This is a genomic window from Pseudomonas sp. B21128, from assembly GCF_044218865.1.
GTDB classification, from domain to species: domain Bacteria; phylum Pseudomonadota; class Gammaproteobacteria; order Pseudomonadales; family Pseudomonadaceae; genus Aquipseudomonas; species Aquipseudomonas iridis.
Genome location: NZ_CP162590.1, coordinates 4,753,714 through 4,773,177, shown reverse-complemented (window position 1 = coordinate 4,773,177; position 19,464 = coordinate 4,753,714). Strand labels below are relative to the sequence as shown.

The 19,464-nt window shown below is 60.4% G+C and carries 18 protein-coding genes; 9 read left to right on the top strand and 9 right to left on the bottom strand.

Features of this window, described 5'->3' with window-relative positions; genetic code table 11:
* Nucleotides 1–3: 3 nt before the first annotated feature.
* On the bottom strand, nucleotides 4–1,443 hold the full coding sequence (hydA, locus tag AB4P91_RS21385; protein WP_042559665.1) for a dihydropyrimidinase: 1,440 nt from the start codon (nucleotides 1,441–1,443) through the stop codon (nucleotides 4–6).
* A gap of 624 nt (nucleotides 1,444–2,067) precedes the next feature.
* Here hydA and AB4P91_RS21380 point away from each other — a divergent pair.
* The 3 genes from AB4P91_RS21380 to AB4P91_RS21370 all read left to right on the top strand — a co-directional run bounded on the left by AB4P91_RS21380 (nucleotide 2,068) and on the right by AB4P91_RS21370 (nucleotide 6,032).
* Entirely contained in the window at nucleotides 2,068–3,552 is a 1,485-nt protein-coding gene (locus AB4P91_RS21380; RefSeq protein ID WP_395603621.1) for an NCS1 family nucleobase:cation symporter-1, read from the top strand.
* Nucleotides 3,553–3,710: 158 nt separating this feature from the next.
* Nucleotides 3,711–4,994 carry a Zn-dependent hydrolase gene (locus AB4P91_RS21375; protein ID WP_395603620.1) on the top strand — a complete coding sequence of 428 codons (1,284 nt, stop codon included), beginning with the start codon at nucleotides 3,711–3,713 and terminating at the stop codon, nucleotides 4,992–4,994.
* A gap of 126 nt (nucleotides 4,995–5,120) precedes the next feature.
* Nucleotides 5,121–6,032: a bifunctional oligoribonuclease/PAP phosphatase NrnA gene (locus tag AB4P91_RS21370; protein WP_395603619.1), complete on the top strand. Its 912-nt coding sequence runs from the start codon at nucleotides 5,121–5,123 to the stop codon at nucleotides 6,030–6,032.
* A gap of 10 nt (nucleotides 6,033–6,042) precedes the next feature.
* Here the strand turns inward: AB4P91_RS21370 and AB4P91_RS21365 are convergent, their stop codons facing one another.
* The gene (locus AB4P91_RS21365) at nucleotides 6,043–6,813 is read right to left on the bottom strand and encodes an alpha/beta hydrolase (protein ID WP_395603618.1); all 771 of its coding nucleotides are present in this window, start codon (nucleotides 6,811–6,813) and stop codon (nucleotides 6,043–6,045) included.
* 112 nt (nucleotides 6,814–6,925) lie between these two features.
* Here AB4P91_RS21365 and AB4P91_RS21360 point away from each other — a divergent pair, with 112 nt between their 5' ends.
* Nucleotides 6,926–7,870, top strand: a complete 945-nt coding sequence (locus AB4P91_RS21360; RefSeq protein ID WP_191624509.1) for an aldo/keto reductase — start codon at nucleotides 6,926–6,928, stop codon at nucleotides 7,868–7,870.
* Here AB4P91_RS21360 and AB4P91_RS21355 read toward each other — a convergent pair.
* A complete protein-coding gene (locus AB4P91_RS21355; protein WP_042558738.1) occupies nucleotides 7,867–8,766 on the bottom strand; it encodes a LysR family transcriptional regulator in 900 nt (299 codons plus the stop codon). The two genes, AB4P91_RS21360 and AB4P91_RS21355, sit on opposite strands and share 4 nt — an antisense overlap.
* 198 nt (nucleotides 8,767–8,964) lie before the next feature.
* Here AB4P91_RS21355 and AB4P91_RS21350 point away from each other — a divergent pair, with 198 nt between their 5' ends.
* The gene (locus AB4P91_RS21350; RefSeq protein WP_395603617.1) at nucleotides 8,965–9,441 is read left to right on the top strand and encodes a cupin domain-containing protein; all 477 of its coding nucleotides are present in this window, start codon (nucleotides 8,965–8,967) and stop codon (nucleotides 9,439–9,441) included.
* A gap of 484 nt (nucleotides 9,442–9,925) precedes the next feature.
* Here AB4P91_RS21350 and paoC read toward each other — a convergent pair whose 3' ends face one another.
* The 4 genes from paoC to AB4P91_RS21330 all read right to left on the bottom strand — a co-directional run bounded on the left by paoC (nucleotide 9,926) and on the right by AB4P91_RS21330 (nucleotide 15,802).
* Nucleotides 9,926–12,124: an aldehyde oxidoreductase molybdenum-binding subunit PaoC gene (gene paoC, locus AB4P91_RS21345; protein WP_395603616.1), complete on the bottom strand. Its 2,199-nt coding sequence runs from the start codon at nucleotides 12,122–12,124 to the stop codon at nucleotides 9,926–9,928.
* Nucleotides 12,121–13,074, bottom strand: a complete 954-nt coding sequence (locus AB4P91_RS21340; RefSeq protein WP_150596658.1) for a xanthine dehydrogenase family protein subunit M — start codon at nucleotides 13,072–13,074, stop codon at nucleotides 12,121–12,123. Before AB4P91_RS21340 ends, paoC begins: the two co-directional genes overlap by 4 nt.
* Nucleotides 13,071–13,694 (bottom strand): aldehyde dehydrogenase iron-sulfur subunit PaoA, encoded by a 624-nt coding sequence (gene paoA, locus AB4P91_RS21335; protein ID WP_395603615.1) that lies wholly within the window; start codon nucleotides 13,692–13,694, stop codon nucleotides 13,071–13,073. Before paoA ends, AB4P91_RS21340 begins: the two co-directional genes overlap by 4 nt.
* A gap of 353 nt (nucleotides 13,695–14,047) precedes the next feature.
* Nucleotides 14,048–15,802: an L-lactate permease gene (locus AB4P91_RS21330; protein WP_395603614.1), complete on the bottom strand. Its 1,755-nt coding sequence runs from the start codon at nucleotides 15,800–15,802 to the stop codon at nucleotides 14,048–14,050.
* A gap of 243 nt (nucleotides 15,803–16,045) precedes the next feature.
* Between AB4P91_RS21330 and AB4P91_RS21325 the strand changes: the two genes are divergently transcribed.
* Nucleotides 16,046–16,252, top strand: a complete 207-nt coding sequence (locus AB4P91_RS21325) for a hypothetical protein (protein ID WP_395603613.1) — start codon at nucleotides 16,046–16,048, stop codon at nucleotides 16,250–16,252.
* Between the two features lie 57 nt (nucleotides 16,253–16,309).
* On the opposite strand, the gene AB4P91_RS21320 is transcribed toward AB4P91_RS21325, so the two are convergent.
* Nucleotides 16,310–16,585, bottom strand: coding sequence for a hypothetical protein (locus tag AB4P91_RS21320; RefSeq protein ID WP_042558746.1), 276 nt, complete (start codon nucleotides 16,583–16,585; stop codon nucleotides 16,310–16,312).
* Nucleotides 16,586–16,888: 303 nt separating this feature from the next.
* Here AB4P91_RS21320 and AB4P91_RS21315 point away from each other — a divergent pair, with 303 nt between their 5' ends.
* A complete protein-coding gene (locus AB4P91_RS21315) occupies nucleotides 16,889–17,971 on the top strand; it encodes a hypothetical protein (RefSeq protein WP_395603612.1) in 1,083 nt (360 codons plus the stop codon).
* Between the two features lie 2 nt (nucleotides 17,972–17,973).
* Nucleotides 17,974–18,327 (top strand): DUF1428 domain-containing protein, encoded by a 354-nt coding sequence (locus AB4P91_RS21310; protein ID WP_042558747.1) that lies wholly within the window; start codon nucleotides 17,974–17,976, stop codon nucleotides 18,325–18,327.
* A 243-nt stretch (nucleotides 18,328–18,570) separates the two neighbouring features.
* Here AB4P91_RS21310 and AB4P91_RS21305 read toward each other — a convergent pair whose 3' ends face one another.
* A complete protein-coding gene (locus tag AB4P91_RS21305; RefSeq protein WP_150595484.1) occupies nucleotides 18,571–18,765 on the bottom strand; it encodes a hypothetical protein in 195 nt (64 codons plus the stop codon).
* Nucleotides 18,766–18,872: 107 nt separating this feature from the next.
* Here AB4P91_RS21305 and thpR point away from each other — a divergent pair, with 107 nt between their 5' ends.
* Nucleotides 18,873–19,412, top strand: a complete 540-nt coding sequence (gene thpR / locus AB4P91_RS21300; RefSeq protein WP_150688651.1) for an RNA 2',3'-cyclic phosphodiesterase — start codon at nucleotides 18,873–18,875, stop codon at nucleotides 19,410–19,412.
* The last annotated feature ends 52 nt before the right edge of the window (nucleotides 19,413–19,464 follow it).

Genomic DNA, 19,464 nt, shown 5'->3' with positions numbered 1-19,464 from the left:
CTTTCAGCGTTTCACAGCTGTCGGCTTATGTTGCTCAGCCCGCTTGCTCAGCAAATCAAACACCGCCGGATACGCCGGCCGTTCGATGTACCGTCCGGCACCCCGTTCGGCGCGCAAGTCGCCATCGGCCCAGACCACCCGGCCTTGGCTGACGGTATGGCTCGGCACACCGCGCACGGTCTTGCCTTCGAAGATGTTGAAGTCCACTTGCTGATGGTGGGTCTTGGCGGAAATGGTGCGCGTGCCTTGCGGATCCCACAGCACCAGATCGGCATCGGCGCCGACGCGAATCGCGCCTTTGCGTGGGTAGAGATTGAAGATCTTCGCGGTGTTGGTGGAGGTCAGCGCGACAAAATCCTGCATCGAAAAACGCCCGGTATTGACCCCTTCATCCCATAACAGCGCCATGCGGTCTTCGATGCCGGCAGTGCCGTTGGGGATCTTGCTGAAGTCGTCGCGCCCGGCGGCTTTTTGCTCGGCGCAGAAACAGCAGTGGTCGGTGGCGGTGGTGTGCAGATTGCCGTTTTGCAGGCCATGCCACAGCGCTTCCTGATGGCCGCGTGGACGAAACGGCGGACTCATCACGTAACCGGCGGCGGTCTGCCAGTCCGGATGTTGGTAGACGCTGTCATCCAGCAATAGATGGCCGGCCAGAACCTCGCCGTAAACCGGTTGGCCCTTGCTGCGCGCATAGGTGATTTCGTCGAGGGCTTCCTTGGTCGAAACGTGCACCAGGTACAACGGCGTGCCAATGGTTTCAGCGATGCGAATGGCCCGACTCGCCGCTTCACCTTCAACCTGCGAAGGACGAGACAGTGGATGTGCTTCCGGCCCGGTGATGCCCTGGGCCATCAATTTGCGTTGCAGGTGATAGACCAGCTCGCCGTTTTCCGCGTGCACGGTCGGCACCGCGCCGAGTTCCAGACAGCGCTCGAAACTCGCCACCAGCGTGTCGTCGGCGGCCATGATCGCGTTTTTATAGGCCATGAAATGCTTGAAGCTGTTGATCCCGTGATGGCTGACCAGTTCGGCCATTTCCTCGCGTACCTGCTCGCTCCACCAGGTGATCGCGACATGGAAGCCGTAGTCCGACGCCGATTTTTCCGCCCAGCCACGCCACTGATGAAACGCCTCCATCAACGACTGTTGCGGATTGGGAATCACGAAATCGATGATCGACGTGGTGCCGCCGGCCAGACCCGCCGCGGTGCCGCTGAAGAAGTCTTCGCTGGCCACGGTGCCCATGAACGGGAGTTGCATATGAGTGTGTGGATCGATGCCGCCGGGCATCAGGTATTGACCGCTGCCGTCGAGCACTTCGGCGCTGGCGGGAACATCAAGGTTTTCACCGATGGCTTTAATCACGCCGTCAGCGCAATAGACGTCGGCGCGATAACTTTCATCATGGGTAACAACGGTGGCGCCACGGATCAACAGAGACATTCCGAGTTCCTCGCAGGCATGACCGACTTGTGCCGGTTCTAAATGTTTTATTGATGTACAGCGGTGAAGGGCGTATTCCTGTCAGCGCTGTCAGGAATAGAAACTAGTCTCAGTTTTGCAATAGATCAAGATTATTTTTTATAAGCTTATGCCTGATTTAAGTGACTGAAAAATAACGATAAAAACTATAAATCACCAAAATGGTGAGCCTGCTCACCATTTTGACGCACTTGACAGGATGGAAATATGGTCAAGATTTCCTATGTGAAATCAGCCGCTTGAAGTTGAGCTGCGGTTGATCGCTCACAAACAAAAAAAGTGCAGTGCACCAGTTTGAGTCCTGTCTGTTCGGACAACTTGCCAAGCGTTTAGCCTGAGCGCCCAGACAAGTTTCCGAAGGCTCCCCCGGTGAATAATTAAAACCGAGCAATATCAGAAAGTTGCACAGCGTTTAATGCACGGCCCGAGCGCTGAGCGGAACACCCGGCACGTTTATTGATGCCGCCGCTGACACCATGGCCGGTGCATGAAAGTTGTCAGTTCCTCCGGCCATCGTCCGGCTCGCGCCCCATGCGCCAGCCGCCTGATGAGCAAAAAAATAATCAGAAGAACAGTGGAGCGGCCATGCAACAGATCAGATCGCAAGTGACCGAGCGCGACGGCTTGTTTGAGCTCGAAGCCGGCAGCGACGTCCTCGACAGTCCCCGTTACAACCACGACATGGCACCGACCAAGGTGCGCGAACGCACCTGGAACAAATGGCACATCACCGCATTGTGGGTGGGCATGGCGATCTGCGTGCCGACTTACACCCTGGGCGGCGTGCTCACGGCGTATTTCGGCCTGAGCGTCGGTGAAGCGTTGTTGGCGATTCTGTTTGCCAACGTCATCGTCCTGATTCCGCTGACGCTGAATGCTTTTCCCGGCACCAAGTACGGCATTCCGTTTCCGGTATTGTTGCGCTCATCGTTCGGCATTCTCGGTTCCAACGTGCCGTGCCTGATCCGGGCGCTGGTGGCGTGCGGCTGGTTCGGCATTCAGACGATGTTTGGCGGACTGGCCATTCACCTGTTTCTCGGCTCGGTGTTCGAGGGTTGGAAATCCCTCGGCGGCACCGGCGAAGTGATTGGTTTCATGGTGTTCTGGGCACTCAATCTGTGGGTGGTGATCCGCGGTGCCGAGTCGATCAAGTGGCTGGAAACCTTGTCTGCGCCGCTGCTGGTCGCGGTCGGTATCGGCCTGCTGGTGTGGGCGATGCCCAATGTGTCGATGACCGAACTGCTGGCGATCCCGCCCAAGCGCCCTGAGGGGGCGAGCGTGGTCAGTTACTTCGCCGCCGGGCTGACGGCGATGGTCGGTTTCTGGGCCACGCTGTCGCTGAACATTCCCGACTTCAGCCGTTACGCCAAGAGCCAGAAGGATCAGATTGTCGGGCAGATCATTGGCCTGCCGCTGACCATGTTCCTGTTCGCCTCCCTCGGCGTGATCATGACGGCCGCGTCAGTGAAACTGGTCGGCGTGACCGTCTCCGACCCGGTCACCCTGATCGGCCACATCCAGAGCCCGGTATGGGTCGCGGTGGCGATGGCGTTGATCATCATCGCCACGTTGTCGACCAACACCGCTGCCAACATCGTCTCGCCAACCAACGACTTTCAGAACATCGCGCCGAAGGTCATCAACCGCACCAAAGCCGTGTTGCTGACTGGTCTGGTGGGGCTGGTGTTGATGGCCCATGAGCTGCTGAAAAAACTCGGTCTGATCGTCTCCGACGTCAGCCTCGAAACCGTGTATTCCAACTGGCTGCTGGGCTATTCAAGCCTGCTCGGGCCGATCGCCGGGATCATGGTGGTGGATTATTTCCTGATCAAGAAACAACAACTGGACCTGGCCGGGTTGTACCGCGACGACGTTTACCCAGCGTGGAACTGGGCCGGGTTCGTCGCGTTTGGTGTGCCGGTGGTGCTGACCTTGCTGTCGCTGGGCAGTGATGCGTTCAGCTGGTTTTACAGCTACGGCTGGTTCACTGGCTCGGCGTTGGGAGGAATCATTTATTACGGGTTGTGCGTGATGCGTGCGCAGCCTTCAGTCGTGAAATCAGCGGTGTGAGGCAGGGCCCCATCGCTGGCAATCCAGCTCCCACAGAGATCAAGTCGTACACAAAATATGTGTTCACTCAAATACCTGTGGGAGCTGGCTTGCCAGCGATGGCAGCCTCACAAACGCCACAGCCATATCCATAAGAAAAGCAGCCTGAGGAGATCCCCATGAACGCAGCTGTAGACGTTCTGCAATCGACCCATCAGCACATCAACCGCGACCGCTTGTGGGCGTCGCTGATGGAACTGGCCAAGCTCGGCGCCACGGTCAAGGGCGGTGTCTGTCGCCTGGCCCTGACCGACCTCGACCGCCAGGCCCGCGACCTGTTTGTGCAGTGGTGCAAGGACGCCGGGTGCAGCGTCACGGTCGATGAGGTCGGCAACATCTTCGCCCGCCGCGCCGGGAGCAATCCGAGCCTGCCACCGGTGATGACCGGCAGCCATATCGACACGCAACCCACCGGCGGCAAGTTCGACGGCTGCTTCGGTGTACTCGCCGGGGTCGAAGTGTTGCGCACCCTTAACGACCTCGGCGTGGAAACCGAAGCGCCGCTGGAAGTGGTGGTCTGGACCAACGAAGAAGGCTCGCGTTTCGCGCCGTGCATGATGGGTTCTGGCGTGTTCGCGGAAAAATTCACCCTCGAAGAAACCCTCGCCAAAGTCGATGCCGATGGCGTCACCGTCGGCCAAGCACTGAATTCAATCGGCTATGCAGGGCCGCGCAAAGTCAGCGGGCACAAGGTCGGCGCCTATTTCGAGGCGCACATCGAACAAGGCCCGATTCTGGAAGACGAACATAAAACCATCGGCGTGGTGCTCGGCGCGCTGGGGCAGAAGTGGTTCGACCTCAAGCTGCGCGGCGTCGAAGCCCATGCCGGGCCAACCCCGATGCACCTGCGCAAGGACGCGCTGGTCGGCGCCTCGATCATCGTCGGCGCCGTCAACCGCGCCGCCCTCGGCCACCAACCCCATGCCTGCGGCACCGTCGGTTGCCTGCAAGCCTATCCGGGGTCGCGCAACGTCATTCCCGGTGAGGTGCGCATGACGCTGGACTTCCGCCATTTGGAACCGGCGCGCCTGGACTCGATGATCGCCGAAGTGAAGCAGGTCATCGAGGCCACCTGCGAAGAACACGGCCTGACCTATGAACTGACTCCGACAGCCGACTTCCCGCCGCTGTACTTCGAAAAGGGCTGCGTCGACGCTGTGCGCGCTGCCGCCAAGGGTCTGGGCTTGTCGAACATGGACATCGTCAGCGGTGCCGGCCACGACGCGATTTTCCTCGCTGAACTGGGGCCTGCCGGGATGATCTTCGTGCCGTGCGAAGGGGGCATCAGCCACAACGAAATCGAAAACGCCGCACCGGATGATCTGGCGGCGGGGTGTGCGGTGTTGTTGCGGGCGATGTTGGCGGCTTCGGCGATGGTGGCGGGGGGACAACGCGCGGCTTGAAGACCAAAAGATCGCAGTCTGCGGCAACTCCTACACGGGATTTGTTTTTAACGCTGTAGAGCGGCCGCACGCTGTGATCTTTTGCTGTCACTTAAATGTCATGACGCCGTGCGATGTTTGCCGCCCATGAAAATCATCACCTCCGGCGCGGCCTATCTCGATATCGACGCATACGCCTGCTGCATTGCCTACGCAGAGCTGCTCAACGTGCAAGGTTCTCCGGCACGCGCCGTCAGTAGCGCGCAACCCAACGCCAGCGTGTCGAAAACCGTGCTCGGTTGGGGCGCCGGGCTGCATGACTATGTCCCGAAACCGAGCGACGAATTCGTGTTGGTCGACGTCTCGGACTATCACCATTTTGACCCGGTCGTAGTGCTAGATCAGGTAGTGGAAGTCATTGATCATCATCCAGGTTACGAGGCTCACTGGTCGCACAAACTTGGATCAGCCGCTGACATACGCCCGATAGGCGCTGCCGCTACTCAGGTTTTCCAGCGCTGGCAGACGGCTGGACTGTTGCCGCAGATCAGCGAGCAAAGCGCCGCATTATTGGCCACGGCGATTCTGGATAACACGCTCAATTTCACCGGGCAGATGACCACGGAGGCCGACATTGAGGCGTATGCTGAACTCGCTCCTCTGGCGAAACTGAGTCCAGACTGGCCGGAACAATATTTCCTTGAATGCCAAGCCAACATTGAGGCAAACCTTACAGGTGCGTTGGCCGCTGACTTGAAACGCATGAGGCCCGAAAGCAATTTGCCTCAGGTCTTCGCGCAAATGACGGTATGGGATGCCGACGCCTTACTGCACAAACACCGTCCGACGTTCAGCCGCTGGATGGCAGGGCAGGGCGATGACTGGTTGCTGAATGTCATCGGTATTCGCGACCGAAAAAGCTGTCTTCTGGCCGAATCCACTCTCACCCAACAAAAGCTGAATAACCTGTTGTCACTCGATTGGCAGGTTGGAATTGCAGTTTTAAAGCCTTCAATTCTGCGAAAAGAGTTGTTGAAGCTGGGCCTGACAGCTTCCTGATAAACCACCCTCACCGATTCAACACATCCCCCACCCACTGCAAATATTCCCCCCGATCGGAAATCGAGTTGTGCCCCGAATCCGGCACAACCTTGAGCAGCGCAACACCTGTGGGGAAACTGCCCAGCAATCGCTCGGTGCTGACGCGGGGAATGACCTCATCATCACTCGCCGCCAGCAGCAACGTCGGCACGCGGATGTGCGCGGCGTATTTGCCTGACTCGAAGCGATCCTTGAGCAGCCACTTCACCGGCACCCACGGATATTGCCGCGCGGCGATTTCTTCGAGGCTGTTGTAGGGTGTGACCAAAATCAGCTGCTGCACCGGGCGTTGACTGGCCAGGCGAACGGCGACACCCGAACCCAGGCTGCGTCCAACCACGGCGATCTGCGCATGGCTGGCATACACCTGATCGAACAGGGCCAAGGCATCTTCGGCGATCGCCTCTTCGGACGGCGAACCCCCGCTGCCGGCGAAGCCTCGGTAATTGAGCAGGTACAACGCGTACTCGGGAAAAGCTTCGGTGAATGCCGGCAAATTGCGCGACACGTCCTCGGCATTGCCGCCGAAATAGATCAACGCACGCGGGCCGACGCGTTCGCGGGTGGTGACCCAGATATCCGCGTCCGGCATCGACAGTTTCAGTCGCGACTCCAGCGAATCGACCGCGCCGGGCTGCGGGAAATAGATCAGCGAGCGCTGAAAAACGAACAGCGCCGCGCACAGCACCAGGTATGCGGCGACGATCAATGCGACGAGTGACATCAGGGTTCGGGACATTCGGCTACTTTTAACGGGGTATGAAGGTTTGCTGTCGCAGTGTAGTCCAGCGGATGCATGCGGCAGCCTGCGCACACGACGTGCAACAGATACACGCAGCAGGGGAACCAGCATGAGCCACACTGAGGGTTACTCCCGTCGCCGATTGCTCACCCTCGCTGCCGGCGTTTCGGCGGTGTTCACCTTTGATCGGGCGTTGGCCACTGCCACGTCGTCCGCCGCTTCCGGAGGCCAAGCCATGCAGACCCGCGCCATCCCATCAAGCTCCGAGTCTCTGCCCGTGGTGGGCCTAGGCACCTATCGCGGCTTCGACGTCGCGCCGGGCGATCCAGCCTATCGGCAACTGCCGGCGGTCCTCGACGAACTGTTCGCCAAGGGTGGCACGGTGGTCGACAGCTCGCCCATGTATGGCCGCGCCGAAGAAACGACCGGCGAACTGCTGTCGATCCACGAACCGCGCTCGCCAGCATTTTTGGCGACCAAGGTGTGGACGAGGGGACGTAAGGAAGGCATCGCGCAGATGGAGCAGTCATTCAGTTTGTTGCGTACCGAGCGTATCGACCTGATGCAGATTCACAATCTGCTCGACTGGCAAACCCACCTGCCAACCCTGCGCGAATGGAAGGAGCAGGGACGCATTCGCTACATCGGCATCACTCATTACACGTCGTCCGCTTATGAGGAAGTCGAAGCAGTGCTGAAAGCCGAGCAACTGGACTTCCTGCAAATCAACTATGCCCTCGATGATCGTGGCGTGGAAAAACGCATCCTGCCGCTGTGTCGCGAGCGCGGTGTGGCGGTGATTTGCAACCGGCCGTTTGGTGGCGGAGAGTTGTTGGGAAGGCTCAGGGGCAAGCCGCTGCCCGCGTGGGTGTCGGATGTGCAAGTGAGCAGTTGGCCGCAGTTGGCGCTGAAGTTTTTGCTGGCGCACCCAGCGGTCACTTGCGTGATTCCCGGCACCGGTAATCCGCGTTACATGGCGGATAACGTCAAGGCCGGGTTCGGGCCGACGCTCACCGATGCGCAGCGTCATCAGTTGATTGCGTTGGTGAGTTAGTTTTCACCGCGAAATCGCAACGCCTCCAGTAACAGCGCAAATGCCGGTGCCGCCTGACGCCGGCTCGGGTAGTAGAGGTGATAACCGGCAAACGTCGGGCACCAGTCTGCCAGTACCTGCACCAGGCGTCCCTCCGCCAGCAAAGGCGCGACGAGGTTTTCCGGGATGTAGCTCAAGCCGAAACCGTCCAGTGCGGCATCGAGCAATGGATAGACGCCGTTCAAGGTGATTTGCCCGGACACCCGCACGTTCAGGCTTTCGCCGTCCTTTTCGAATTCCCAGGTGTACAGCCCGCCGTTGGTGGGCAGGCGCAGATTGTTGCAGGCGTGCCCGGTCAGATCGCGTGGGGTGTCTGGCGCTGAACGAGTGGCAAAGTAGGCCGGCGAACCGACGACGGCCATGCGCATGTCCGGGCCGATGCGGGTGGCGATCATGCCTTGGGCAACGTCTTCACCCAACCGCACGCCGGCATCGAAACCCTGGCCTGCGATATCGACGAAACCGTAGTCGCAGCAGACCTCCACGGCGATGTCCGGGTATTGCGGCAGGAATGTCTTGAGCACCGGGCGCAGCAGCCAGTCCAGCGAATGGTCGGTGGCACTGATGCGGATCTTGCCGGCCGGGGTTTCACGCAGGTTGCTCAGGGCGGCGAGTTCCTGCTCGATCTCCTCGAAGCGCGGGCCGACGGTTTGCAGCAGATGTTCGCCGGCCTCGGTGGGGGAGACGCTGCGGGTGGTGCGGGTCAGCAGCCGCAGTCCGAGGCGTGCTTCCAGTGCGCGAATGGTATGGCTGAGCGCCGATTGCGAGACGCCGAGCTTAGCCGCGGCTTTGGTAAAACTGCGCTCGCGCGCCACCGCTAGGAAGGCGAGCAGGTCACTGGCGTTTTCACGAAGCATTGATTAGTTTCCTGCATAATTTTTTTCAGATTCTAGTCGATTATCAAAACAGTACGGCCCGGTAAAGTGAACGCATGTCTCGTGTAGGCGCTGTCGCAGGCTGCGATCTTTTGACGTGGTTTTTTAGAATCAAAATCAAGAGATCGCAGCCTTCGGTAGCGCCTACAGGGGGAGTGAATCATTTTTATGGAGAATGTCATGAACCCGATTGCTGCCTCTGCGCTGACCCTTTCCTTGCTCGCTGGCGAGGTTCAAGCCAATGAACCCGCGCGTGTGACCGTGACCCCCAATGGGTCGCAACCTTCGGCCAAGGGGCCGGCAGACTGGTTCACGGGTACTGTGCGCGTTGACGCACCGTTCAAAGGCACCGACGAGGCACGAGTCAGTGGCGCCACCGTGACCTTTGAGCCCGGCGCACGCACGGCGTGGCATACCCACCCGTTGGGTCAGACGCTGATTGTTACAGCCGGTTCAGGTTTTGTGCAGGAATGGGGCCAGCCGATTCGCGACATTCGCCCCGGTGACACGGTGTGGATCGCATCGGGGGCCAAGCATTGGCATGGTGCAGCATCGACGACGGCGATGACGCATATCGCTATTGCTGAAGTGCAGGACGGCAGTGTGGTGGAGTGGATGGAGCAGGTGAGTGAGGCGCAATACCCGCGCACCGAGTAACCCCATGCCCCTCACCCCAGCCCTCTCCCGGAGGGAGAGGGGGCCGACCGAGGTGTCTGGCGTCCTCCATCGACCTGAAAGTGATGTGTCGATTATGGATTCACAGCTGAACGTTCAAGTCGGCGCATCCCTCGAACATCCCCGAACCGGTCCCCTCTTCCTGTGGGAGAGGGTTAGGGTGAGGGGCCGACCGAGGTGTCTGGCGTCCTCCATCGACCTGAAAGTGATGTGTCGATTATGGATTCACAACTGAACGTTCAAGTCGGCGCATCCCTCGAACATCCCCGAACCGGTCCCCTCTCCCTGTGGGAGAGGGTTAGGGTGAGGGGCCGACCGAGTTATCTGCCGCTATGCATCGACCTGAAAGCACGGTGTCGATTATGGATTCACAGCTGAACGTTCAAGTCGGCGCATCCCTCGAACCTCCCCGAACCGGTCCCCTCTCCCAGTGGGAGAGGATTAGGGTGAGGGGCTCTTCAGGTCTTCAGATCATCGCCGGCAAGGATTCGAGAATCTTGTCCAGCGTGATCGGATACTCCCGCACCCGTGCTCCGGTGGCGTTGTAAATCGCATTGGCCACCGCCGCACTCACCCCGCAAATCCCCAACTCACCCACGCCCTTGGCTTTCATGGGCGAGGAAATCGGGTCGGTCTCATCAAGGAAAATCACCTCCTGATGCGGGATGTCGGCATGCACCGGCACTTCGTATCCGGCCAGATCGTGGTTGACGAAGAAACCGAGTTTTTTATCGACCGACAACTCCTCCATCAACGCCGCGCCAACCCCCATGGTCATCGCGCCGATCACCTGACTGCGCGCCGCTTTCGGATTGAGAATCCGCCCGGCCGCGCACACCGCGAGCATCCGCCGCACACGAACTTCGCCCGTCGCCGCATCCACCGCGACTTCGACGAAGTGCGCGCCAAAGGTTGACTGCTGATACTGCTTTTCGAGGTCGGCGAATTCGATGCTGTCTTCAGCCACTACTTCACCATTTTTGGCCGCCTCTCGCAGCGCCACACTCTTGCCGCCGCCCCGCACCTGACCGTCAACAAACTCCGCCTGATCAGCCGCGAGGCCCAATTTTCCGGCGATCGCTTCACGCAATTTCACGCACGCGGCATACACGCCGGCAGTGGAGCAATTGCCGCCAAACTGGCCGCCGGAACCCGCCGATACCGGGAAATTCGAATCGCCCAGCCGTACCACGACATCGTCGATGCCCACGCCCATCATTTCTGCGGCGGTCTGCGCGATGATCGTGTAGCTGCCGGTTCCGATGTCGGTCATGTCGGTTTCGACAGTGATCTTGCCATCACGCTCGAGCCGCACCCGCGCGCCAGACTTCATGAGCAGGTTGTTGCGGATCGCCGCGCCGACGCCCATGCCGATCAGCCAGCGACCTTCGCGACGGCTGCCGGGTGTGGCGTTGCGCTTGTCCCAACCGAATTTTTCGGCACCGGTTTGCAGACATTCGAACAAGCGTCGTTGCGAGAACGGGCGCTCGGTTTTCACCGGGTCGACCTGGGTGTCGTTGAGGATGCGGAACTGCACGGGATCGAGTTTGAGCTGTTCGGCCATTTCGTCCATGGCGATTTCCAGTGCCATCAATCCCGGCGCTTCACCGGGTGCACGCATCGCGTTGCCTTCAGGCAGATCCAGCGGCGCCAGACGCATGGTGACCAGACGATTTTGCGCCGCGTACAGCAACTGGCTTGGCTGCGCCGCGACTTCGACCTTGCCGTCCGCGAGATTGCCTGACCAGCCTTCATGCGCGATGGCGGTGAGCTTGCCGTCCGCCGTGGCGCCCATGCGGATACGCTGGATGGTGGCGGGGCGATGCGTGGTGTTGTTGGCGACCTGTGGGCGGGCGAGGGCGACTTTCACCGGTCTGCCGGCCATGCGCGCACCGAGGGCCGCGAGGATTGCGTCGGCGCGAATGAACAGTTTGCCGCCGAAACCGCCGCCGATGTAGGGCGAGATCAAGCGGACTTTTTCCTTGGGCAGACCGAGGGTTTCAGCAATGTCGCCGACGCTCCAGGCGATCATCTGGTTCGACGTCCACAGCGTCAGTTGATCGCCTTTCCACGCGGCCAGGGTCGCGTGGGGTTCCATCATCGCGTGGGACTGGTCGGGGGTGGTGTAGGTCTGGTCGAATTGCACCGGGGCGCCGGCGAAAGCTGTCGCGAAATCGCCGTGGGTGACGTCGGGCATTTCTTCTTTCTGCTCGACGCCTTGGTCACGCACGCTGGCCAGATCGAACTCGCCTTTGCTCGCGATGTAATCGACCTTGACCAATTGTGCGGCGGCGCGGGCCTGCTCGAAGGTCTCGGCAACCACCAGTGCAACGGCCTGGTGATAGTGCTGAACCTCGGGCCCGGCCAACAAGTGCGCGGCGTTGTACTGGCCCTTGCCAAGCTTGCCGGCATTGTCGGCGGTGACGATGGCCAACACGCCGGGCGCAGCTTTTGCGTCGGCGAGATCAATGTGGCTGATGCGACCCTTGGCGATAGCCGAACCGACCATGAAACCGTACGCCTGGTCGGCCACGGCTTCATGCTGTTCGTAAGCGTAAGGCGCCTGGCCGCACGTTTTCAGCTTGCCTTCGATGCGATCGGTCGGCTTGCCGATCACCTTCAATTGATCGATCGGGTTGGTGGTGGCGGGCGTGTCGAATTTCATGCTTCTTCCCTCGCTTGCGCCAACACCGAACCGAGCGTGCGCTCGACCAGGGTCAGTTTGAATTGGTTGTCGTGGGTTGGTGTGGCGCCGTCGAGCAAGCGTTCGCTAACGGCTTTTGCGCCCTTGGGCAGCAGCGCTTCAGCCGCTTCCACGCGCCACGGCTTCGGCGCAATACCGCCGACTGCGACGCGACCGCTGCCGTCCTTTTGCAGGATCAAACCGACGGACACCAAAGCAAACGCGTACGACGAGCGATCACGCACCTTGTGATAGATATGGGTGCCACCCACCGGCGCAGGCAACGTCACGGCCGTGATGAATTCGCCGGCGCCGAGGCTGGTTTCGATGTTCGGCGTGTTGCCCGGCAACAGATGAAAATCCGCCATGGCGATGCTGCGGGTGCTGCCATCGGGTTTCACCGTTTCAATCTGCGCATCTAACGCGCGCATCGCAATCGCCATGTCGCTCGGGTGCGTGGCGATACAGGCGTCGCTGACGCCGATGATCCCCAACTGCCGGGTGACCCCGCCAATGGCCGAACAGCCACTGCCTGGATTGCGTTTGTTGCAGGCCTGATTTGTGTCGTAGAAGTACGGGCAGCGGGTGCGCTGCAACAGGTTGCCGGCGGTGGTCGCCATGTTGCGCAGCTGCCCGGAAGCACCGGCGAGCAAGGCGCGGGACAACAGCGCATAGTCTTTTCTGACCCGGGCGTCGGCCGCCAGATCGGTGTTGCGCACCAGCGCGCCGATGCGCAAACCGCCCTCGGGTGTGGCGTCGATCGTGTCGAGGCCCAGGTGATTGACGTCGATCAGGTGCAGCGGGGTTTCGATGTCGAGTTTCATCAGGTCGAGCAGGTTGGTGCCGCCGGCGATGAACTTCGCGCCCTCGATCTGCGCCGCTTGTGCAGCGGCGGCGGGGGAGTCGGCGCGTGTGTAATTGAACGGTCTCATGCCGACACCTCCGCGACTTCAGTGATGGCTTCGATGATGTTCGAGTAGGCGCCGCAGCGGCAGATATTGCCGCTCATGCGCTCCTGGAATTCGGAAGCAATCAGCTTTGGCGACTCGGTCAGGCTGGGGCTGACGTGGCTGGGAATGCCGTCACGGATTTCCTTGATAACGGCGACTGCCGAGCAGATCTGCCCCGGCGTGCAGTAACCGCATTGATAGCCATCGTGCTTGATGAACGCGGCTTGCATCGGGTGCAGGTTGTCCGGCATGCCGAGGCCTTCGATGGTGGTGATCTCACTGCCCTCGTGCATCACCGCCAGCGTCAGGCATGAGTTGATCCGCCGACCATCGGCGATCACCGTGCAGGCCCCGCACTGGCCATGGTCGCAGCCTTTTTTGCTGCCCGTCAGGTGCAGGTGTTCGCGTAGCGCGTCGAGTAGGGTGGTGCGGGTGTCGACCTCAAGGGACTGAGGTTTGCCGTTGACTTGAAGGGTCACTTTGTTCATGGCCGGTTGCTCCAGGTTGGCGGCGTAGGCCTTGAGGCTGATGAATGGGGGCATCGCAAACGCCGTTGCGGTCACGGCGCCGAGAATCAAAAATTTACGTCGGGAAATCGGCATGGTTCGATTCCTATTTCTCTCAATCAGGCGGCAGGGCTGTAAATAGCCCATAAGGGCTTGCCGGCATGTTTGCCAGTCTCGTTCTAGGAGTGACCGCTGAAGAGAGCAAAAGGTTTTTGCGGATTTTCGCTATAGAGTTATTTGCTCAGCTCATGAATTAACGCTGATGTACATCCTGTGGGAGGGAGCTTGCTCGCGAAGACGTCATTCAATTCAACCTTTGCGTCGACTGACACTATGCATTCGCGAGCAAGCTCGCTCCCACAAGGTGTTGCGTTGTGAGTTGAATTTCGCTCACAACGCCCGACCCTGTGGGAGCTGGCTTGCCAGCGATGAGGCCGGCATATCCAGCATCAATGGCCGCCGACGACCATGCGGGTGAACGGTGAAACGTAGGCCTGCAACGTCACCAACCCACCCACCAGAATTGCCAGGACAATCGAGTGGAAGAACACGTAGCGCAAAATCTCGCCCTCATGCCCATACCAACGGGTTGCGGTCGAGGCGACCACAATCGACTGCGCATCGACCATTTTGCCCATCACCCCACCGGAACTGTTGGCCGCCGCCATCAGTACCGGGCTGATGCCGAGCTGTTCCGCCGTCACCCGTTGCAGTCCGCCGAACAGCACGTTGGACGCGGTGTCGGAACCGGTCAACGCCACCCCTAGCCAGCCGAGCAGGGTGCCGAACATCGGGTAGAAAATCCCCGTCGCCGCGAACGCCAGGCCCATGGTTGCGTCCAGCCCCGAGTACCGCGTGAGGAATCCGAGCGCCAGCATCGCCGCGATGGTGATCAGCGAAAAACGCACCACCCACAGCGTGCGCAGGTATTGTTTGATCAGTTGCGGGATCGAATAGCCCATCAGCAAACCGCCAACAATCGCCGCCAGTAAAATTCCGCTGCCGGTGCTGGTCAACCAGGTGAACTTGTAGACCGCCTCTTCGGTTTTCGGCGCAGGCACCACAGGCGGCACTTTCTCGACCTGTTGATGCAGCGTCGTGAACACGATGGCCGGGGCGAAGATCGGGTTGGCCTCGCGCATCGGCTTGCCTTGCGGATCGAGTTTGGCCGATTGCGTGACCGGATCAATTGCCGGCCGAGTGTCGAACAGGTTCTTGAAACCCTGCGTGCCCCAAGCGAACACGAATACTGTGAGGATGAACCACGGCATCCACGCGCGCATCACGGCCGGGCGCGCCTGATCGCTGAATGCGGCGCTGGCGGTGACTGTTTCTTCATCGACCCTGGAGTTGTCGACCCGACCGGACAGCGCCGCCGAGGTGTGAATGGTCGCCGGTTTCCAGACCTTCAGGAACAGTGTCAGGCAGGCCATGGAAATCAACGCGGCGATCACGTCCACCAACATCGGGCCGTGGTAGTTCGATACCAGAAACTGCGGCACGGCGAAGCTGACCCCGGCCACCAGAATCGCTGGCCAGACCTCAAGCATCTTGCGCCATCCGGCGAACGCCCAGATCAGCCAGAACGGCACCAGCACCGAGAAGAATGGCAATTGGCGGCCGACCATCATCGACAGCTCCATCTCGTCCAGCCCGGTGACTTTCGCCAGAGTGATGATCGGTGTGCCGAGTGCGCCGAAAGCCACCGGCGCCGTGTTGGCGATCAGTGCCAGGCCAGACGCGGCCAATGGCGAAAAACCGAGGCCGATGAGGATGGCCCCGGTCACCGCCACCGGTGTACCGAAGCCTGCCGCACCTTCGAAGAACGCGCCGAAGCAAAAGGCGATCAGCAGCAACTGCAAACGGCGATCATCGGTGATCCGCGCCAGCGAGTCCTGCAGCACTTTGAACGAACCGTTCTCGGTGGTCAGGCGATGCAGAAAGATGATGTTGAGCACGATCCAGCCAATCGGCAGCAAGCCATTGGCCGCGCCGAACAGCGCCGCCGAACCGGCCATGGAGGCCGGCATGCCGAACGCGAAGATCGAGATCAACAGCGCTGAAGCCAATGCCAGCAGCGCCGCCAGATGCGCCTTGACGTGAAAGAACGCCAACGCCGCCAGCATCACCACCACCGGGACGGCGGCCATGAGCGTGGAGACCACCGCATTGCCAAACGGGTCGTAGATTTGCTGCCAGACCATGGTCCACCTCTGCTTGTTGTTATTGAGGGTGCAGATCCATTGCATGGGGTTGGGCTGCAAGCAGTATAGGTGGCATTTCGCCGCTGTTCGGGATGGGCGGGCGAGGCGATAAACGGTCATGAGTGGCCACTGAATCATCGCTGTTTTACCCGGTCGTATTGACGGCTGCGCGCACCGCGTCCTGAAGGCGAGGGCGGCGTGGCCGATTCCGTCGTCAAGACCTTGGTTTTAGGGATGTGTTGAATGAAGCGCGCTACAACGATGCTGCTGACCGTGACCGCCGCCGTATTGCTCGGCGGCTGTGTGGCAGATTTTGATGATGACCACCGCCACGGCCGGCATTGTGACCGCGACCATGGGCGCCATTACGACAATGACCGGCGCTGGGACGACCGCGATGACGACCGCCGCGATGGCCGTCGCTATCACCGCGATCGGGATGATGATTGATTGAACACAAGAGGGCGTTCCCGCAAAGGAACGCCCTCGATCATTGGCCCTCAGTCATCAAATAAAACGAGCGCTCGCCTGGACGCGGGAACGCGCAGGCACAGAGGCCTCGAGATCCAGCAAATGGGTGGCGAGGATGTCGCTCAGAAAGCGGAACTGATCGTTGATGCCGACCACTTCATTACTGAAATGATTGGTCGCGGCGGGCATCAGCAGATCTTCGAAATCTTCGTTGAACACCAGTGATTGTGCCTTGTGCGACACAGGTTGCTGATCGTAGTAGTTGCTGCCGAACACCGGAAAACTCACGGAGAGTGCGATGGTGTGAATCATGATGTGAACTCCTCGTTGCGGTGCGGATGTGGCCATCGTGCCTTGCGTGGGCGGCAGACGAAAGGTGATCGTGGCGATGGTGAATATCGACGGCGTTGATGGTCGAGTTTTGCGGCGCTTTGGCTGGCCCCATTGCTGGCAAGCCAGCTCCCACAGTGATCTTCGGTGAATACAAATTCAGGAACGACGCGAAACCTGTGGGAGCTGGCTTGCCAGCGATGCGGCCAGAACATCCAGCAACACCACTGACTCACCCACCTATACTCAAATCTGCTCCCTCCTCATTTAAAGGACACACCCATCGTGAGCCTGCGTGCGCTGGTCGTCGCCGCGCTGTTTTTGCTGGCCGGCTGCGCCACGTCGGCCCGGGCTCCAGTGACCGCTGTGCAGGCCGTGGTGGTGTCGCCCGCGACCTGGCAACAGATCGACCGCGAAATCGTCAGCGCCTCGCAACAAGCCACCGAGCAGGTCAAGTTGTTCGCCCGGGGCTCGATGGAACATTGGCGCACTCGCGTCTATCAGCAAACTGAAGAAAATTTCATCCCGTGGTTCAGCAGCTACTGGACCCAGGAATGGCTGTCGATGAAGGTCAGTTGGTACACGATCAGCGCCGGTGGCGAGCAGGATGCCTCGGCCAAGCGCCTGGCGACGTATCTGCTTGATCAGTATCAGAAAAGGGTGCTGGCGCCGGTGGCGGTGGAGGTTGATCCGGATGCGATCCTGGGCCAGGCCACGGCGTTCTATGCAGAGCTGATGGCTCGGCAGATGCCGCTCATCGCCCAGCGTCACCGCGTGCCGGTTGCCCAGCTCAACAGTCGTTTGCAGAAGATCCCGGCCATTGCCCTCGGACCACCGTCGGCGCGGGACGCCTCGCTGTACAAAGTCATCAGCACCGAACCATTGAACACCCTGCCGGCGTACGCGGCCCTGATCGACAAGATTCACACCGACGGCGGCGCCAAAGGCATTGCCTCGACCGACGCCGGCATGGCACCCGTCGCCAAGCGGGCGAGCCAGCGAATGGAGGCGGAAATGGCTCCCCGCGGTGCTGCCAGTGCAGTCGCGGCAGCGGCAGGCAAACTGGCCGGGGCGATGATTTCCGTCGGCGTGATGGGCATCCGCGCGATCCTCCAGGCCAACGACCGGCCCGACAGTGAGGCGCTGATACGCAGCAGCCTGGGCAACACCTTCGATAAGGCCTGGCTGAAACTGGTGCAGAACCCGACCACTGGCGTGATGGCCGGCACGCTGCACATGGCCGGGCAGGTCGAGCGCAATCTCGGTGGGCTTGATGAGCCGTCGGTCGGGTTTGGGGCGAATCGTGTCGAATGGCGTCCGCCGGAATCGACTACCCAGCAGATCGAACCCAACGTACCAGGAGAATGATCATGGCTTACATCGACATTTTTGTAGCGCCGGTCCCGACCGCCAATCGCGAGCAGTACAAAAAGCACGCTGAAATCGCAGCGGTGATCTTCAAGGAATACGGCGCCTTGAGCGTGGCCGAATGCTGGGGTGATGATGTGCCGGACGGCAAGCTCACCTCGTTCCCGATGGCGGTAAAACTCAAGGAAGGTGAAACCGTCGCGTCCGGCTGGCTGATCTGGCCCGACAAGGCTACTCGTGATACCGGCATGGCGAAAATGATGGAAGACCCGCGCATGCAACCGGACGTCAACCCGATGCCGTTTGATGGACAGCGGATGATCTTCGGCGGCTTCCAGTACCTCATCGAACCTTGAAAAAAAACCCAGCAGGGGAGAGCCTGCTCGCGATAGCGGTGTGTCAGCCAGCACCTATTTCAACGGACCCACCGCTATCGCTGGCAAGCCAGCTCCCACAGGTTTCTCAGGTATTAACAAAAATACAACGTCCATCAAAGCCCTGTGGGAGCTGGCTTGCCAGCGATGGGGTCGATACAGCCAACAGCTTCATTGCCAGAGGCGCCGCCATCGCGAGCAGGCTCACTCCTGAACGGGCGGGATTCACTCAGAGGAGGGGGTGATTCGGCAGCCTTTACGGTTACGAATCTGTTCGTCCGTGGGTCGCTCGCGGACGAATTCAAAACGTGGCTCACCCTCGCTGTAATGCACCAGCCAGCCCCATTCCAGTTCGGCTTCATCCTGCCCGGGACGTGGTGGTCGTGCCCACCACGGTTCTTTGCTGAGGACCTCGCGCATGACGGCCTCCGGTTGATGGCAATCCTTGAACTATAGACCGGTGTCGCGAGTCGTCAGATCAGGCTGTGTAGAATCACGCCGATCACCCGCTACGAAGGAGCCCGGCCATGACCGATGACGCGCACAGGGATGAACCCTCCAAACGCCTGTTTTTTGCGCTGGACTGCCCGCCGGCACAGCGTAAGGCCATTGCGCAGTGGCGCGCGGAGCTGGGCCTGAGAACCGGCAAACCCGTGCCGGCAGACAACTTTCATCTGACGCTGCTGTTTCTCGGCGCCGTGCCGCTGGCGCAGATCGGCGAAGTCTGCGAAACCGCCGGCAACGTGCGCACGCCGGGGGAGGCATTGCGGATTTCACTGGATCGCCTGCAGGTCTGGCACCGTGCCGGGGTGTTGGCATTGGCGCCGGATCAGGCTCCGCAAGCGTTGCTGCGATTAGCCTATGGACTTGAACAGGCGATGCTGCCATTCGGTTTTGAAGAGACGGCCCATGAGTTTCGTCCGCACCTGACACTGGCCCGTGACTACCGGGCGCCGGAGCCGGAATCGGCCACGCCGCCAGAGTTTTTCCTGCGTGCCGAGCGCTTTGCGTTGTTTGAATCGCACAAGGGCCGCTACCGGATTCTGCAGGATTGGCCATTGACGTGAGCGACAAAAAAAGGCGCCCGAGGGCGCCTGAAATTCACCTGAGCCGAGGGAG

Bases quoted from the DNA above. Each gene is read 5' to 3' on its own strand.
- paoC (WP_395603616.1), bottom strand. From the start codon at position 12,124: ATGAAATTCGACACGCCCGCCACCACCAACCCGATCGATCAATTGAAG.
- AB4P91_RS21380 (WP_395603621.1), top strand. From the start codon at position 2,068: ATGCAACAGATCAGATCGCAAGTGACCGAGCGCGACGGCTTGTTTGAG.
- paoA (WP_395603615.1), bottom strand. From the start codon at position 13,694: ATGCCGATTTCCCGACGTAAATTTTTGATTCTCGGCGCCGTGACCGCA.
- AB4P91_RS21365 (WP_395603618.1), bottom strand. From the start codon at position 6,813: ATGTCCCGAACCCTGATGTCACTCGTCGCATTGATCGTCGCCGCATAC.
- AB4P91_RS21310 (WP_042558747.1), top strand. From the start codon at position 17,974: ATGGCTTACATCGACATTTTTGTAGCGCCGGTCCCGACCGCCAATCGC.
- AB4P91_RS21370 (WP_395603619.1), top strand. From the start codon at position 5,121: ATGAAAATCATCACCTCCGGCGCGGCCTATCTCGATATCGACGCATAC.
- AB4P91_RS21305 (WP_150595484.1), bottom strand. From the start codon at position 18,765: ATGCGCGAGGTCCTCAGCAAAGAACCGTGGTGGGCACGACCACCACGT.
- AB4P91_RS21320 (WP_042558746.1), bottom strand. From the start codon at position 16,585: ATGATTCACACCATCGCACTCTCCGTGAGTTTTCCGGTGTTCGGCAGC.
- AB4P91_RS21350 (WP_395603617.1), top strand. From the start codon at position 8,965: ATGAACCCGATTGCTGCCTCTGCGCTGACCCTTTCCTTGCTCGCTGGC.
- AB4P91_RS21330 (WP_395603614.1), bottom strand. From the start codon at position 15,802: ATGGTCTGGCAGCAAATCTACGACCCGTTTGGCAATGCGGTGGTCTCC.
- hydA (WP_042559665.1), bottom strand. From the start codon at position 1,443: ATGTCTCTGTTGATCCGTGGCGCCACCGTTGTTACCCATGATGAAAGT.
- AB4P91_RS21375 (WP_395603620.1), top strand. From the start codon at position 3,711: ATGAACGCAGCTGTAGACGTTCTGCAATCGACCCATCAGCACATCAAC.
- thpR (WP_150688651.1), top strand. From the start codon at position 18,873: ATGACCGATGACGCGCACAGGGATGAACCCTCCAAACGCCTGTTTTTT.
- AB4P91_RS21360 (WP_191624509.1), top strand. From the start codon at position 6,926: ATGAGCCACACTGAGGGTTACTCCCGTCGCCGATTGCTCACCCTCGCT.
- AB4P91_RS21325 (WP_395603613.1), top strand. From the start codon at position 16,046: ATGAAGCGCGCTACAACGATGCTGCTGACCGTGACCGCCGCCGTATTG.
- AB4P91_RS21355 (WP_042558738.1), bottom strand. From the start codon at position 8,766: ATGCTTCGTGAAAACGCCAGTGACCTGCTCGCCTTCCTAGCGGTGGCG.
- AB4P91_RS21340 (WP_150596658.1), bottom strand. From the start codon at position 13,074: ATGAGACCGTTCAATTACACACGCGCCGACTCCCCCGCCGCCGCTGCA.